The following is a 14,866-nucleotide window of genomic DNA, read 5'->3' as shown; positions in this document are numbered from 1 at the left end:
GTGCGGTGCATCGCCGTGCGGCCGGGCCGCCCTCGTACCACCAGTACGAGGGCGGCCCGGCCGTGCGGCGAGGTGCCGTGCCAGGCGTCGCGGACCCGCGAAGATCGGAGAGACGCTCCCTAGGCCGGTGCGGGGTGGCGGACCGATGTCAGGCGGTGCACGTCCCGTGCCGTCCCCGTCACGCCGGACAGGAAGCCCTGGGCGCGCGGCGAGGCGGTCTCGGTGAGCCAGGACGGGTCGATGTCGCAGACCGCCACCTTGACCTCGGTACCCGCGAGGGCAAGCGGCAGGGTGTGGACGACGGTCGAGGGGAAGCTGAGGATCGTGCGGCCGATGGGGCCGCGGCGGGCGATGAGTTCGAGCGGCAGGTCGGGGCGGACCACCTGCAGGCCCGTCTCGACCGCGAGCCGGTGCAGCTTCTCGGCGCTCTCCCTGCGGTGGGCGAAGTAGCGGGTGGCGCCGTGCGTGCGGGCCAGCGCACGGACCGCCTCCAGATAGCGGTCCGGGTCGACCACGCCGGTCTCCACCAGCGAGGTGCCGACCAGGTCCGCGCCCTTGGAGACCCGGGGCGGCCCGAAGCGTTCCCTGGTCCAGGCGAAGGAGTTGACCGACACGGTCACGCCGTCCGGCGCGCTGTCGATCGGCATGGAGGAGAAGACCTCCACCGTGCGGGTCCCGCCGGGGGTGAGGCGGCGCCGGGCCGAGGCGGACACCGGCGCGAAGACCAGGTCGCGGGGGCCCGGACGGCCGCCCTTGCGGTGCCAGCGCTGCAGGCGTTCACCGCGGGCGAGCTGGGCGATGAACTCCATGGTGGCCGTGCCGTCGTCGACGACGACCAGGGAGCGGGCCCGGGTGATGGTCAGCAGGAGCTGCACGTAGCGGGAGAACGGGTCGCCGATGACGATCCGGTCCGCCCTGCGCAGGACGCCCGCGAGGCCGCCGATGGTGTGGAAGGGGGCCGACGCGCCGCCGCGCGCCTCCTCCCAGCGCACCTCGACGCCCTCGTCGCGGGCGAGCTGTGCCATGCGGCGCAACTGGCCGCGGGTCATCGGGTCGTTCGGGGAGAGGACGACGACGGTGAGGCCCCCGGCCGGTCCGGTCGCGGCGGCGGCGTGCGCCCATTCCAGGACGTTCAGCAGCTGAACGGGGCTCTCCACGAAGGCGAGCGTGGAGGGTGCGGTGGCGCCGGTGACACCGGCGGCCTGGCCGGCTCGGGGGCTCATCGTCGTGTGTCCGTCTCCCGTTGATCCGTGTCCGGTCGCAGTGGTCCGTGCGCTCAGACCGCGACCGGCTCGGCGTCGGTGGCCTCCGTCTCGGCCACCACGCCCGCGACGCGGCGCAGCTTCTTCATCGGGCCGAGCTCCGACTCGTAGACCTTCTTGACGCCGTCACCGAGGGACGCCTCGATGGTGCGGATGTCGCGGACCAGGCGGGACAGGCCCTGCGGCTCGACGGACGCGGCCTGGTCGGAGCCCCACATGGCGCGGTCCAGGGTGATGTGGCGCTCGACGAAGGTGGCGCCGAGGGCGACCGCGGCGAGCGTGGTCTGCAGGCCGGTCTCGTGGCCGGAGTAGCCGATCGGGACGTTCGGGTACTCGGCCTGCAGGGTGTTGATGACCCGCAGGTTGAGCTCCTCGGCCTTGGCCGGGTACGTCGACGTGGCGTGGCAGAGCAGGATGTTGTCCGAGCCGAGGACCTCGACGGCGTGCCGGATCTGCTTCGGCGTCGACATGCCGGTGGAGAGGATCACCGTGCGGCCGGTGGCGCGCAGGGCGCGCAGCAGCTCGTCGTCGGTGAGCGAGGCGGAGGCGACCTTGTGGGCGGGCAGGTCGAACTTCTCCAGGAAGGCGACGGCCTCGGTGTCCCACGGGGAGGCGAACCAGTCGATGCCGCGCTTGGCGCAGTGCTCGCTGATGGCCTGGTACTCGGACTCGCCGAACTCCACGCGGTGGCGGTAGTCGATGTACGTCATGCGGCCCCAGGGGGTGTCGCGCTCGATGTCCCACTGGTCGCGCGGGGTGCAGATCTCCGGGGTGCGCTTCTGGAACTTCACGGCGTCGCAGCCGGCGTCGGCGGCCACGTCGATGAGCGCGAACGCGTTCTCCAGGTCGCCGTTGTGGTTGATGCCGATCTCACCGGTGATGTACACGGGCCGGCCCGGTCCCGCGGTCTTCGAACCGAACTGACGCAGGCGGGAGTTGGCACCGATGGGGGTGATGGAGCTCATGGCAGAACTGTCCTTAACTGTGGAGGGAGTCGAGAGAGGGGCCGAGGATCCAGCTGGCGATCTCTCGGATCGCGCCCTCACCACCGGGGACGGTGGTGACCGCGCGTGCGGCGCCGCGTACGACGTCGTGGGCGCTCGCGACCGCCACGGGCCAGCCCACGAGGGCGAAGCACGGGAGGTCATTGACGTCGTTGCCGACGTAGAGCACGCGCTCGGGAGCGATGCCCTGCTCCTCGCACCACTGCTTGAGTGCGAGGTCCTTGCGGTCGATGCCGTGCAGCACCGGGAGCCTGAGCTTCCTGGCGCGCGCGGCGACGACCGGGTTCTGTTCCGTGGACAGGATCAGGATCGACAGGCCGCTCCTGCGGAGGGCCGCGATGCCGAGGCCGTCCCCGCGGTGCACGGAGACGAACTCCCGTCCGTCGGAGTCGATCAGCACCCGGTCGTCCGTCTGGGTGCCGTCGAAGTCGAGGACGACCGCGTCGATGTCGGCGGCGGTCGGGAGGGTGGCCGCGTCGCCGGGGCGGGCCGCGTCGAAGAGCGGCGCGAGCGCGCGGGCCCGGGCGAGGTCGTGCGGGTCGTCGACCTCCAGGACGCGGGCGGGGTCGGTGCGCACCGGCTCGGTGCGGCCGAAGAAGCGGTGCTTCTCGGTGCGGAAGCCCGCCGCGTCCATGGCGTAGGCGGCGCCGGTCTCCAGAAGGTCCTGGGGGCGGTCCTGGCGGCGCGGGCGGAAGGACTTGTCGTGGTTGACGCCGTAGCCGCCGCGGGTGCGGGTGGTGGCGCCCGCGAGGACCGTGGTGCCGCCGACCGCGTCGGTGCGGCGCGCGCCGACGGCGTCGGAGCCCGCCGGGTCCTCGGCGTCGTCCGCGTCGTCGGCCGCGTCGCGCCAGATGAAGCCGTGGAAGGGCGCGACCGTGACGGCCGTGTCCGCGCCGTGCTCGGCGACCGCGGACGCCACGCCGTCGATGTCCTCGCGGGTGAGGAAGGGGCTGGTGCACTGGACGAGCAGGACGACGTCGACGGCCGCGCCGTGCAGCGCCTCGTGGGCGTCCATGGCGTGCAGCACGGCGGCCTCGCTGGTCGCGGTGTCGCCGGCGATCGCGGCGGGCCGCAGCACCACGTCGGCACCGGCGGCGCGGGCGGCCTCGGCGATCACGTGGTCGTCGGTGGAGACGACGACGTCGGTGACCAGGCGGGCGGCGCGGCACGCGCGGATGGCGCGGGCTACCAGGGGCACGCCGCCGACCGGGGCGAGGTTCTTGGCGGGGACGCCCTTGGAGCCGCCGCGGGCGGGGATGACGGCGAGCACGCGGCGGGCCGGGGCGCTCGCCGGGTCGAGGTGGGGCATGGGGGCTCCTTGGAAGGGGTGGGTGCTCACAGCTCGCCCATCCGCCGGATGACGGGCGCCACGCGCTGCACTCCGTGGCGGTAGGCCCCGCGGGCCGCGCGGCGCACGATCTGCCGGACGGGTCCCGGGTCCTTGTCGGCGGCCGGGGCGCCCGGCAGCGGTGCGCCGTCGGGGCCGAGGTGGTGGCGGGCGAGGATGCCGGGCAGATAGCCGCGGGCGGTGGTGAGGCGGTAGTACGGGGCGAGCGGCGGCAGGCCGCCCGCGGCGGCGTCGGCGAGCAGGTCGGCGACGCGGTCCCTGGCCAGGTCGAAGGCGTTCTCGTACGCCCCGTCGGCGGCGACGCCCTGGCGGGCCAGCCACGCCTCGTCCGGCTCGGGCAGGTGGCCCGCGTCCAGCTGGTCCCAGGAGGCGAGGCAGCCGGACCCGGTGAAGTGGTGGTTGCCGAGCGCCTCGCGCACCCCGAGGTCGGTGAGGACGGCGGTGGGCACGCGGCGGTGCAGGGATTCGAGCGCCGCCGTGGAGGAGACCGTGACCAGGAGGTCGGTGCGGTCCAGGACCTCGCCCATGTGCCCGTAGACGAGGCGGCAGTTGGCGGGCAGGCCGCCGTCGACGCGCTGCGCCAGCTTCTGGTACGGGAGTTCCTCGATGTGCGTGGTGTGCTCGCCGGGCCTGCTGCGCAGTTTGAGCAGGACCTCGCGGTCGGGGTGCAGCCGGGCGTGCTCGACGAGGCGGCGCAGCAGGTAGGTGCGGTGCGCCGCGGTCTCCGGCACGGAGGGCTGGGCGGCGAAGACGACGGTGTAGGGGTCGTGCTTCGCGTACGGGGCGCCGCCGAGGAAGGGCAGCGCGGCCTCCGTCACCGAGGTCGCGTCGGCGCCCACTCCCTCGTACACCGCGCGGAACCGCTCGGCGTCCTGGCGGGAGTTGGCGAGGACGACGTCGGCGCCGTGCCGCAGCAGGAGGCCGTCGGCGAGCTTCTCGTAGACGACGCCGACGTAGCCGGTGACGACGACGGGGCGCCGTGCGGGGCCGCCGGTGAGGCGGGCGTCCTGGGTGACGCGGGCGAGGCCGTGCAGCACCGCCTGGACCGCCCCGCCCACCAGGGCGAGCACGATCACGTCGGGGGCGTCCCGCTCCACCTCGCGCAGGAACTCGACGGCGGTGACCTCGCGCAGGGAGTCCGCGCGCACGCCCACCTCGTCGAGCTGCCGGGGCGTCGGAGTCGCCCGGCCGCGGAGCAGGTAGCCGCTGAGCCGGTGACCGTCGGACCGACCGCCCGGCACGATGCGGCGCGCGGTGAGGGCGCCCCATTTCCATCGTGTGTCGGAGTCGGCGAGCACGGCGACCCGCAGCGGTTTCTGGTTGCTTGCTGGCACGTCCCAGACGCTAGGAAGGCATGTCGATGGGCGGCCCAACTCAGGTGCAACAAACGGTTAACAGCGTGCCGACGAATGGCGAATCAGCCCGGCAATTGCCTTCTCGGGTGCCGGGTTAACCATTCCGCCACACGTCGTTCACCTGTCATCCCACCGCGGGTCGACACGAATCACGGGCCGACACCTAACGTCACCCACGTGGTTAAGCTCTCCGTCATCGTGCCGTTCTACAACGTGCAGCAATACGCGCCCGACACCTTGAGGAGTCTGCGTGCGAACGCACGTGAGGACTTCGAATTCATTCTCGTCGACGACTGCTCGCGCGACGAGACCCCGGACATCCTGGAGCGTGCCGCGCGCGAGCTTCCCGGCGCCGTCCACCTCCGCCATGAGACGAACGGCGGCCTCGCGACCGCCCGCAACACGGGCCTGGACGCGGCGCGCGGCGAGTACCTCACCTTCCTGGACGGTGACGACTGGCTCGCGCCCGGCTATTTCAGCCGACTCGTCGATTCCATCGAGGAGTTGGGGTGCGACTTCGTGCGCACCGACCATGTGCAGTGCACCGCGCGGGCCCGCACCGTGCACCGCGTCCCGCACGGCAGGCGCGGCGTCGTGATGAGCCCGCGCGAGGTGATCCTGCCCGCCGACCGCTCGACGTCCGTCGACTACGCGTACGCCTGGGCGGGGATCTACCACCGCAGGCTGGCCGACGCGGGGCTGCTGCACTTCACCGACGGCCTGCGCACCGCGGAGGACCGGCCCTGGATCTGGCGGCTGCACCGGGAGGCGGAATCCTTCGCCGCGGTCGGCCTTCTCGGGGTGTTCTACCGGCGCGGGGTCGCTTCGTCGCTGACGCAGATCGGCGACGTGCGCCAGCTCGATTTCATCAAGGCATTCGACCAGGTGGTACGGGAAACGGCGCAGGACCGTGACGCGGACAAACTCCTGCCGAAGGCCGTGCGGACGTACTGCGCGATCATCTCCCATCATTTGGGATCCATCGAAAGGTTCGAGCCATCCGTGGCGCGGAAATTGAAGTCAATGAGTGCGGCCGCGCTGAAGCGGATGCCGCAGGGCGTGCTCGACGACGCGCTCGACTCCATGGACGTCCAGCGGGCGACCCGGCTGCGCAGGCTGCGGCGGCGCCCGGTGGCGGCGGAGGTGGCCGCGTGAGCGCGCCCCGCCGTACGCAGATCTTCCAGGCGTCCACGCTGTACGGCGTCGCCACGCTCGCCGCCGCCCTGGACGCCGGCCGCTTCGGCCCCGCCGACCGGCGCATCCTGCTGGTCTGCAACAACGCGGCGACGCCCGAGACGACGCCGTCGCTCCACACGATGCCGGGCTTCGAGCGGCTGCGCGGCCGCTTCGACGAGGTGCGCTCCTGGAACGAGGCCATCTCCCCCTTCCACCCCGGCGGTTGGGCCCCGCGCGGCGACGACGTCGTGCTGTGGGAGCGCTACGTCCGGATGCTGTGGGACCTCGGCGACGACGAGGTGGAGCTGGCCGTGGAGTCGATCCAGGTCAACCCGTCGCTGGCGCTCGCGCAGATCTTCACCGGCGTCCCCGTGGACGTCTACGCCGACGGTCTGATGAGCTACGGGCCCACCCGCAACAAGATCGACCCGCTGGTCGGCACCCGGGTGCGCCGCCTGCTCCACCTGGACCTGGTGCCCGGCCTCACCCCGCTGCTGCTCACCGAGTTCGGCGTGGCCCCCGAGGTCGTGCCGACCGACGCGTTCCTGAAGGTGCTCGACGAACTGGCGCACGGCGACGCCGGGCTGCCCGCGGGCACGCCCGCCCTGCCGGACGTCGAGGGGCCCGCCCTCCTCCTCGGCCAGTACCTCTCCGCGCTGTCCATCCTCACCGCCGAGGAAGAGGAGGAGCTGCACCTGCGCATGGTGCGCGGCGCCGCCCGGCTCGGCCACACCCGGGTGGTGTTCAAGCCGCACCCCACCGCTCCGGCGCGCTTCTCGCGCGCCCTGGAGCAGGAGGCGCGGCAGATCGGCGTCGAGCTGACCGTGCTCGACACCCCGGTGCTCGCCGAGGTGCTGTACCGGCGGATGCGGCCCGCGCTGGTCGTCGGCTGCTTCTCCACGGCGCTGTGCACGGCGTCCGCGCTCTACGGCCTGCCCGTCGCGCGCACCGGCACGGACCTGCTCCTGGAGCGCCTCGCGCCGTATCAGAACAGCAACCGGGTCCCGGTGACGATCGTCGACGCGCTGCTGCCCGAGCTCTCCGACGCCGCCGCGGTCGGCGCGCAGGAGGCCGGCCTCGGCGTCGGCGAGCTCATGCACCTGCTCAGGGCCGTCGGCTTCGCGATGCAGCCGCAGATCCATCCGGCCCTGCGCGCCGACGCCGAGCGCTACCTGGCACGGCATCTGGACGCCACCACCTGGCGCTACTTCAAGCGGCGGCGCCTGACCGCGCTCGCGCTGCCCGGCGCCGTCCCCGCCCAGCTCGCGTTCATCCCGCGCAACGCGGCCGTGCGCCGTGTCGCCCGCCGCGCCCGCTCCGTGCAGCGCTCGCTCAAGCGGACCGCGCTCGGATGACCTCTCCCGCCAGCACGCTCCCGAAGGCCGTACCGGGAGCGGAATCCGGCCCGCCCGCGCCCGCGCAGGCCCGCCCGGCCCGTGCCCGACCCCGGCTGCGCGCCCTGGACGGGCTGCGCCTGCTCGCGGCGCTCATGGTCGCCGCCTACCACTACGGAGGACGCGACGGCGAGATAGCGCGGGCCTGGGGCAGCTCGCCCCGGGTGCAGTTCCCCACGGCGAGCGAGTGGTTCGCCTACGGCTGTCTCGGCGTGCAGATCTTCTTCGTGATCAGCGGCTTCGTGATCTGCATGAGCGGCTGGGGCCGGCCCCTGCGGGCCTTCTTCGCGTCCCGCGCCGCCCGCCTGCTGCCCGCCTACTGGGCGGCGATCGTCCTGGTCACCGCGGTCTTCGCGCTGCCCGTCGTGGCGTACGAGGCGGTCTCGCCCAGCGACGCGCTGGTCAACCTCACCATGCTGCAGCAGCCGCTGGGCGCGGACCGGGTGCTCGGGGTGTGCTGGACGCTCTGGGCCGAGCTGCGCTTCTACGCCCTGTTCGCGCTGTGCGTGGTCCTGCCGGGCGCGACCCGGGCGCGGGTGGTGCTGTTCTGCGCGGTGTGGACGCTGTCGGCGGCCGTCGCCGAGGCCGCGGACGAGCCGCTGCTGGACGTGGTCCTGATGCCGCAGTACGCGCCGTTCTTCGTCGGCGGCATCGGCATCCACCTGATCCACCGCGACCGCCGGGACCTGACGGCGTGGGGCATCACGGGGGTGAGCTGGCTGATCGGCCAGCACTACGCGGTCCGGGACCTGTGGCACGCGCCCGACCCGGACTTCTTCTCCCACCGCTCCTCGCTCGGGATCATCGCGGTGGTCACCGCGGGGTTCGCGGCCGTCCTGCTGATCGCGCTGGGCCACCTGGACCGGGTGAACTGGCGCTGGCTGTCCGCGGCCGGGGCGCTGACGTACCCGTTCTACCTGGTCCACGAGCACCTGGGCTGGGTGACCGTCGAGGTGCTGCACCGGCACCTGGGCCTGCCGTCGTACGCGACGTTCGCCCTGACGGTCCTCGCCATGCTGGTCCTGGCCCGGCTCCTGACCCGGTGCGTCGAGGACCGCCTGACCCCGCTGATCCGCACGGGACTGGGCCGGGGCCTCACTCCCCGGCGATGACGGCCGTCGCGCCGATCCCCGCCACGACCGCGGCGAGCCCCGTCTCGAAGCCGCGGTCGTGCCCGCGGAACATCTCCTCGCCCGCGGCGGCGGCCAGCGGATAGTCGGCGAGCCGCTCGGCACGCGCCGCGAGGTCGTAGCCCTCGGCTCCCCCGCGCGCTCCCGGGCCCGTGGCCTGCTCCTCGATGACGTACCCGATCGTGTAGCTGTACGCGGTGAACCAGGCGCGGGCGGCCGCGGCCGGTGCGAAGCCCGCCGCGGTGAGCGCCCGCAGCATGGCCTCCATGGGGGCCGCGTACGACAGGTCCGTGTAGTGCGTGCCGCTGAAGACCTTCGCGCCGTCGCGGTAGCGCAGCAGGTGGGTGCGCAGGCCGCGCATCGCGGCGGTGATCGCCACCCGCCAGTCGGGATCCGGCGCGGCCAGCAGCTCCGCGCCCATCCGGCGCATCATCTCCGTCGCCATCTCGTCGAGCAGCGCCTGCTTGTCCTTGAAGTGCCAGTACAGGGCGGGTGCCTTCACGTCGAGGCGCTGCGCGATGGCGCGCAGGGTGAGCCCTTCGAGGCCGGTCTCGTTCAGCAGGTCGAGCGCGGCGCGTGCCACTCGGGCGCGGTCCAGTTTCGTCGTAGCCACCTTGACAATTTAACACCGTTAAGCGCACCCTCTGGGGCATGGCACTTAACAGCGTTAAGGAAACCGGCGTCCTCATCGTGGGCGCGGGCCCCACCGGCCTGACCCTCGCCTGCGACCTGGCCCGGCGCGGCGTGTCCGCCCTCGTCGTCGAGCGGGACCGGGGCCTCTTCCCCGGCTCGCGCGGCAAGGGCCTGCAGCCGCGCACCCTGGAGGTCTTCGACGACCTCGGCGTGATCGGCGCGGTCCTCGCGGCGGGCGGCCCGATCCCGGTCGGCATGGTGTGGCGGGACGGCGAGCGGCAGGGCGAGCACCACATGTTCGACGCCCCCGGACCGACGCCGACCGCGCCCTACGGCGAGCCGCGCATGCTCCCCCAGTGGCGCACCCAGGAGATCCTCCTGGCACGGCTGCGCGAACTCGGCGGCGACGTGGCGTTCGACACCGCGGTCACCGGCCTGGCCCAGGACCCGCACGGCGTCACCGCCCGCCTGTCGACGGGCGCGTCGGTGCGCGCGGCGTACGCGGTCGCGGCGGACGGCGGCCGCTCGACGCTGCGCGCGGCGCTCGGCATCACGATGGCGGGCGAGAGCGTCGACCCGAATCCGGTCCTGGTCGCGGACGTCCGCATCCCCGCGCTCGACCGCGACCACTGGCACATGTTCCCGGCCACCGACGACAGCGGCCTGTTCGCGGCGATCTGCCCGCTGGCGGGCACCCCCGACTTCCAGCTGACCGCCCAGTTCCCGGCGGGCACCACGCCCGACCTCTCCCTGCGGGGCGTACGCGACCTCGTCGCCGCCCGCACGCACCTGCCCGCCGACGCGGTGACCGAGGTCCGCTGGTCCTCCGACTTCCGGCCGCGCGCCGCACTGGCGGACCGCTTCCGCGAGGGCCGCGTGTTCCTCGCCGGGGACGCGGCGCACGTCCACTCGCCGGCCGGCGGCCAGGGCCTGAACACCAGCGTCCAGGACGCCTACAACCTGGGCTGGAAGCTGGGCGCGGTGCTGCGCGACGGCGCGCCCGGCACCCTGCTCGACACCTACGAGGAGGAGCGGCTGCCCAACGCCGCGCAGGTGCTGGGCCTGTCCACCCGCATCCACCGGGGCGAGGCCCGCCGCGGCGCGGCCACCCGGCAGCTCGGCATCGGCTACCGCGAGGCGTCACTGACCGCGGAGACCCGCACGGACCTGCCGGAGGACGCGCTGCGGGCGGGCGACCGGGCGCCGGACGGGCCGTGCGGCAGCGGGACCCTGTTCGACGCGTTCCGGGGCCCGCACTGGACGCTGCTCGCGGTGGGCACCGACGCGGAGCTGCCGCCCCTGAACGGCGGTTCCGCCGCTTCCGGCGCGACCGTCCACGTCCACCGCGTCCCCGCGTACGAGCCCTACGGCAAGGGGCTCTTCCTGGTGCGGCCCGACGGGTACGTGGGCTGGGCGGGCGAGGACGCGCGGGACGGTCTGACGGAGTACCTGGCCGCCCTTGACCTCAAGTCCGCTTGAGGTCCTAGGTTCTGGGCCATGACCACTTCTCCTGCTTCTCCGGCCCCCTCGTCCCCCTCGCCCTCCCCGGCCTCCCCGGCCTTCACCTACTCGCACAGCGACGCCGACCTGGCCGGCCAGCCCATCGGCTACTGGAGCTCGGCCGCGGGCACCGCCGTCGTGCACCACATCAGAACGGCCCTCGCCGAGCACGGCCTCACCCAGCCCCAGTGGTGGATCCTCAACCAGCTGCTGGCCGCCCCGGCGCACGGCCGCCCGAGCGACGACGTCGTCTCGGTCCTGAAGGGCTACCTCGACATCGGCGACGGCGCCCTGCACCACGACATCGGGGCGCTGCGCGACCGCGGCCTGATCGCCGAGGCACCCCGGAGCGCGGAGAGCGCGGCCCGCATCGCCCTCACCGACGACGGCCGCGCGCTCCAGGCACGCGTGGCCGAACGGCAGAAGGGACTGCGCGCGGAGATACACGAGGGCATCACCGACCAGGAGTACGTCGCGGCCCTGAAGGTCCTCCAGCGGATGATCCACAACGTGGGCGGCTCGGCCTGGCACCACTGAGTGCCGGGCCCCGGCCGCCCGCGGCGCTCAGACGCTGCTGAGCGACAGCTTGACCGCGAACCCGAGGAACAGCGCGCCCGCCGCCGACGAGGCGCCCGCCGAGAGGCGCTTGCGGCGGCGGAAGGCGTCGGCGAGCCGGGTGCCGCTGAAGATCAGGGCGGTGAGGTAGAGGAAGCTGCCGACCTGCGCGAAGGCGCCGAGCACGACGAAGGACAGCGCCGGGTAGGCGTAGCCGGGGTCGACGAACTGCACGAAGAACGCGATGAAGAAGAGGATCGCCTTCGGGTTGAGCAGGCTGATCACCAGCGCCCGGCGGAAGGGCCGCTCGGCGGCGGCCGACGCCGCGCTCTCGCCCGCCGCCTCGGCCGCCTTCTCGCGCCGCGTGCGCCACAGCGCGACGGCGGACCGCAGCATGCCGACCGCGAGCCAGGCCAGATAGCCCGCGCCCGCGTACTTCACGATCCCGAACAGCACCGCGTTGGCCTGCAGCAGCGAGGCCACGCCCGCCGCCGACAGCGTCATCAGGACGGTGTCGCCGCACCAGACGCCCGCGGCCGCCGTGTAGCCGGTGCGGATGCCGCGGCGCGCGGCGACGGAGAGCACGTACAGCGAGTTGGGCCCCGGCAGCAGAATGATCAGGGCCAGGCCCGCGAGATAGGTCGGAAGATCGGTGACACCCAGCATGGGCGGAGTCTCGCACGGACGTACGACATCAGGACATCCGTGTCCGTTTGCCGGACACCGGCACCGGCACCGGGCAGCCTCCCGGACGCGGTCTCAGAGGGCGGTAGGTGACGCGATGCCCCTGTGGACGTCACCGGAACGTGTGCGGCCGCCGCGCAAGCCGATCCGCGCCTGACGCAGAAATTGAAGAGACTACCGGCGGCCGGTACGCCAGGATCTGGGAATGGAGATGTCCAGCGTTACGCGTGCGAAGGCGGCTGCGACTGCGGTCGCCGTATCGCTCGGCCTGCCCGTCAGCGACGCAGTCGTGCTCCACAACTCGAACAAGCTGGCCCTGCGGCTGACGCCATGCGACGTCTTTGCCCGGGTCGCCCCTGTGGGACAAGAGGTTGCACAGTTCGAAGTCGAACTCGCTCGGCGGCTCACCGAGGTCGGAAGCCCGGTGTGTCCCCTGGAGCCCCGGGCGGACCCGATCGTGTACACCCGCGACGGCTTCGCCGTGACTCTGTGGATCTACTACGAGCCCGTGACACCTCACCTCTCACCAGTCGACTACGCCCAGGCGCTGGAGCGGCTGCACGCCGGCATGCGCGAGGCCGGGGTACCCAGCCAACGGTTCACCGACCGCATCACGGAGGCAGAAGACGTCGTTGCCGACCCGGAACGTTCGCCGGAGCTCGCCGACACGGAGCGCGTCTTCCTCAGCGGCAGGCTCGCAAGCCTGCGCAAGGCGATCGAGGAGCGCGGCGCCGTGGAGCAACTGCTCCACGGCGAGCCGCATCCGGGCAATGTGCTCAGCACGGCAAACGGCCCGTTGTTCATCGACTTCGAGACGTGCTGCCGTGGACCCGTCGAGTTCGACCTCGCCCATGCTCCCGAGATGGTCTGCGGGCACTATCCGAACCTCGACCACGGGCTGCTGGACGAGTGCCGCCAGCTCGTCCTCGCGATGGTCGCAGCCTGGCGTTGGGAACTGGGCGACGAGTTCCCGAACGGGAGGCTCAACGGAGAAGCTCTCCTGCGCGCACTGCACGACGGACCTCCGTGGCCGACACTCGACACGATGAACAAGCGACTGGGCGCCCCGTAGAAATCAGCCAAGGCCGCTCGAAGGCGACAAGGAACCGAACGGCGAGGATCCAAGATCCTTCAGAGGGCGCGGGCGGGCCGGGGCGATGGCGGACGGCTATGGCCGGGGCTGGGCTCCCTCGCCGCGTCGGCTTGCGCGGTGATCTACCGACTCGCATACCGCCCTCTCAGAACACGTCGGTCGGCACGTACGCGCCCCACACCTCCCGCAGCGCGTCGCACACCTCGCCGACCGTGGCCCGCGCGCGCAGCGCGTCCTTCATCGGGTACAGCACGTTCGCCTCGCCGCGCGCCGCCTCGCGCAGCGCCGTGAGGGCCGCGTCCACCGCCGCGCCGTCCCGCTCCGCGCGCAGCCCCGCAAGACGCTCGCACTGGCGGGCCTCGATGGCGGGGTCGACGCGCAGCGGCTCGTAGGGCTCCTCCTCGTCGAGCCGGAAGCGGTTGACGCCGACGACGACGCGCTCGCCGCTGTCCGTCTCCTGCGCGATCCGGTAGGCGTTGCGCTCGATCTCGCCCTTCTGGAAGCCCTGCTCGATGGCGCGCACCGCGCCGCCCAGGTCCTCGACCCGCCGCATCAGGTCGAGGGCGGCCCGCTCCACGTCGTCCGTCATGCTCTCCACGACGTACGACCCGGCGAAGGGGTCCACCGTCGCCGTCACGTCCGTCTCGTACGCGAGCACCTGCTGGGTGCGCAGGGCCAGCCGGGCCGAGGTGGCGGTGGGCAGCGCGATGGCCTCGTCGAAGGAGTTGGTGTGCAGCGACTGGGTGCCACCGAGGACGGCGCCCAGGCCCTGGACGGCGACCCGGACCAGGTTCACCTCGGGCTGCTGGGCGGTGAGCTGGACGCCCGCCGTCTGCGTGTGGAAGCGCAGCGTCAGCGACTTGGGGTCGCGGGCGCCGAACTCCTCGCGCATCACCCGGGCCCAGATCCGCCGGGCGGCACGGAACTTGGCGACCTCCTCCAGGATCGTCGTGCGCGCCACGAAGAAGAAGGACAGGCGCGGCGCGAAGTCGTCCACGTCCATGCCCGCCGCGATCGCCGTACGGACGTACTCGATGCCGTCGGCCAGCGTGAAGGCGATCTCCTGCACGGGCGAGGCCCCGGCCTCCGCCATGTGGTAGCCGGAGATCGAGATGGTGTTCCACTTGGGCAGCTCGGCCCGGCAGTACCGGAAGGTGTCCGCGACGAGCCGCAGGGACGGCCGGGGCGGGAAGATGTACGTGCCGCGCGCGATGTACTCCTTGAGCACGTCGTTCTGGATGGTGCCGGTGAGCGCGCCGGGCGCCACGCCCTGCTCCTCGGCGACGAGTTGGTAGAGGAGCAGCAGCAGCGCCGCCGGAGCGTTGATCGTCATCGACGTGGAGACCTTGTCCAGCGGGATCCCGTCGAACAGCACCCGCATGTCCTCGACGGAGTCGACGGCGACGCCCACCTTGCCGACCTCGCCGCCCGCGAGCGGGGCGTCGGAGTCGTGGCCCATCTGGGTCGGCAGGTCGAAGGCGACGGACAGGCCGGTGGTGCCGTGCTCGATCAGCTGCCGGTAGCGGGCGTTGGACTCGGCGGCGGTGCCGAACCCGGCGTACTGGCGCATCGTCCAGGGCCGGCCGGTGTACATCGTCGGGTAGACGCCCCGGGTGAACGGGTAGGCGCCGGGGTCGCCGAGCTTCTGTGCCGGGTCCCAGCCCGCGAGCGCCCCGGGGCCGTACACGGGTTCGATGGGCAGTCCGGACTCCGACTCGTGTGTCATGCGTCC

At 72.9% G+C, this 14,866-nt stretch carries 13 protein-coding genes; 6 read left to right on the top strand and 7 right to left on the bottom strand.

The annotated features are described in order from the left end of the window. Positions 1–119: 119 nt before the first annotated feature. Genes ACFYXE_RS02015 through ACFYXE_RS02000 form a run of 4 tightly spaced genes read right to left on the bottom strand, consistent with a single transcriptional unit; the run spans position 120 to position 4,948 of the window. Positions 120–1,223, bottom strand: coding sequence for a hypothetical protein (locus tag ACFYXE_RS02015; protein WP_389307993.1), 1,104 nt, complete (start codon positions 1,221–1,223; stop codon positions 120–122). A 53-nt stretch (positions 1,224–1,276) separates the two neighbouring features. Beyond that, positions 1,277–2,227 (bottom strand): N-acetylneuraminate synthase family protein, encoded by a 951-nt coding sequence (locus ACFYXE_RS02010; RefSeq protein ID WP_361175844.1) that lies wholly within the window; start codon positions 2,225–2,227, stop codon positions 1,277–1,279. 13 nt (positions 2,228–2,240) lie between these two features. Further along, positions 2,241–3,575 (bottom strand): N-acylneuraminate cytidylyltransferase, encoded by a 1,335-nt coding sequence (locus tag ACFYXE_RS02005; protein ID WP_361175841.1) that lies wholly within the window; start codon positions 3,573–3,575, stop codon positions 2,241–2,243. Between the two features lie 26 nt (positions 3,576–3,601). Beyond that, positions 3,602–4,948 (bottom strand): DUF6716 putative glycosyltransferase, encoded by a 1,347-nt coding sequence (locus ACFYXE_RS02000; RefSeq protein WP_389307990.1) that lies wholly within the window; start codon positions 4,946–4,948, stop codon positions 3,602–3,604. A gap of 198 nt (positions 4,949–5,146) precedes the next feature. Between ACFYXE_RS02000 and ACFYXE_RS01995 the strand changes: the two genes are divergently transcribed. From ACFYXE_RS01995 to ACFYXE_RS01985, 3 genes are read left to right on the top strand one after another with little or no spacing between them, the layout of a single operon-like run. Beyond that, complete coding sequence (locus ACFYXE_RS01995) at positions 5,147–6,124, top strand: glycosyltransferase family 2 protein (RefSeq protein WP_389307988.1); 978 nt, start codon at positions 5,147–5,149, stop codon at positions 6,122–6,124. After that, a complete protein-coding gene (locus ACFYXE_RS01990; RefSeq protein WP_389307986.1) occupies positions 6,121–7,500 on the top strand; it encodes an alpha-2,8-polysialyltransferase family protein in 1,380 nt (459 codons plus the stop codon). The genes ACFYXE_RS01995 and ACFYXE_RS01990 overlap by 4 nt, the downstream gene beginning before the upstream one ends. After that, positions 7,497–8,651: an acyltransferase family protein gene (locus ACFYXE_RS01985; RefSeq protein ID WP_389307984.1), complete on the top strand. Its 1,155-nt coding sequence runs from the start codon at positions 7,497–7,499 to the stop codon at positions 8,649–8,651. The genes ACFYXE_RS01990 and ACFYXE_RS01985 overlap by 4 nt, the downstream gene beginning before the upstream one ends. On the opposite strand, the gene ACFYXE_RS01980 is transcribed toward ACFYXE_RS01985, so the two are convergent. Continuing rightward, positions 8,635–9,291 carry a TetR/AcrR family transcriptional regulator C-terminal domain-containing protein gene (locus tag ACFYXE_RS01980; protein ID WP_389309454.1) on the bottom strand — a complete coding sequence of 219 codons (657 nt, stop codon included), beginning with the start codon at positions 9,289–9,291 and terminating at the stop codon, positions 8,635–8,637. The two genes, ACFYXE_RS01985 and ACFYXE_RS01980, sit on opposite strands and share 17 nt — an antisense overlap. A 29-nt stretch (positions 9,292–9,320) precedes the next feature. Here ACFYXE_RS01980 and ACFYXE_RS01975 point away from each other — a divergent pair, with 29 nt between their 5' ends. Next, positions 9,321–10,781 carry an FAD-dependent monooxygenase gene (locus ACFYXE_RS01975; RefSeq protein WP_389307982.1) on the top strand — a complete coding sequence of 487 codons (1,461 nt, stop codon included), beginning with the start codon at positions 9,321–9,323 and terminating at the stop codon, positions 10,779–10,781. Positions 10,782–10,799: 18 nt separating this feature from the next. Beyond that, entirely contained in the window at positions 10,800–11,339 is a 540-nt protein-coding gene (locus tag ACFYXE_RS01970) for a MarR family winged helix-turn-helix transcriptional regulator (RefSeq protein WP_389307980.1), read from the top strand. Positions 11,340–11,366: 27 nt separating this feature from the next. Here the strand turns inward: ACFYXE_RS01970 and leuE are convergent, their stop codons facing one another. Further along, complete coding sequence (leuE, locus tag ACFYXE_RS01965) at positions 11,367–12,023, bottom strand: leucine efflux protein LeuE (RefSeq protein WP_361175820.1); 657 nt, start codon at positions 12,021–12,023, stop codon at positions 11,367–11,369. Between the two features lie 223 nt (positions 12,024–12,246). On the opposite strand from leuE, the gene ACFYXE_RS01960 reads away from it, so the two are divergent. Further along, a complete protein-coding gene (locus tag ACFYXE_RS01960; RefSeq protein WP_389307978.1) occupies positions 12,247–13,113 on the top strand; it encodes an aminoglycoside phosphotransferase family protein in 867 nt (288 codons plus the stop codon). Between the two features lie 166 nt (positions 13,114–13,279). On the opposite strand, the gene ACFYXE_RS01955 is transcribed toward ACFYXE_RS01960, so the two are convergent. Then, entirely contained in the window at positions 13,280–14,860 is a 1,581-nt protein-coding gene (locus tag ACFYXE_RS01955) for a methylmalonyl-CoA mutase (RefSeq protein ID WP_389307976.1), read from the bottom strand. Positions 14,861–14,866: the final 6 nt, after the last annotated feature.

It is taken from the genome of Streptomyces sp. NPDC002564, from assembly GCF_042889645.1.
GTDB lineage: Bacteria > Actinomycetota > Actinomycetes > Streptomycetales > Streptomycetaceae > Streptomyces.
The sequence above is the reverse complement of the archived record's forward strand: the minus strand, read 5'-3'. Positions and strand labels throughout refer to the sequence as shown.

Bases quoted from the DNA above. Each gene is read 5' to 3' on its own strand.
- ACFYXE_RS02015 (WP_389307993.1), bottom strand. From the start codon at position 1,223: ATGAGCCCCCGAGCCGGCCAGGCCGCCGGTGTCACCGGCGCCACCGCA.
- ACFYXE_RS02010 (WP_361175844.1), bottom strand. From the start codon at position 2,227: ATGAGCTCCATCACCCCCATCGGTGCCAACTCCCGCCTGCGTCAGTTC.
- ACFYXE_RS02005 (WP_361175841.1), bottom strand. From the start codon at position 3,575: ATGCCCCACCTCGACCCGGCGAGCGCCCCGGCCCGCCGCGTGCTCGCC.
- ACFYXE_RS01985 (WP_389307984.1), top strand. From the start codon at position 7,497: ATGACCTCTCCCGCCAGCACGCTCCCGAAGGCCGTACCGGGAGCGGAA.
- ACFYXE_RS01975 (WP_389307982.1), top strand. From the start codon at position 9,321: ATGGCACTTAACAGCGTTAAGGAAACCGGCGTCCTCATCGTGGGCGCG.
- ACFYXE_RS01970 (WP_389307980.1), top strand. From the start codon at position 10,800: ATGACCACTTCTCCTGCTTCTCCGGCCCCCTCGTCCCCCTCGCCCTCC.
- leuE (WP_361175820.1), bottom strand. From the start codon at position 12,023: ATGCTGGGTGTCACCGATCTTCCGACCTATCTCGCGGGCCTGGCCCTG.
- ACFYXE_RS01960 (WP_389307978.1), top strand. From the start codon at position 12,247: ATGGAGATGTCCAGCGTTACGCGTGCGAAGGCGGCTGCGACTGCGGTC.
- ACFYXE_RS01955 (WP_389307976.1), bottom strand. From the start codon at position 14,860: ATGACACACGAGTCGGAGTCCGGACTGCCCATCGAACCCGTGTACGGC.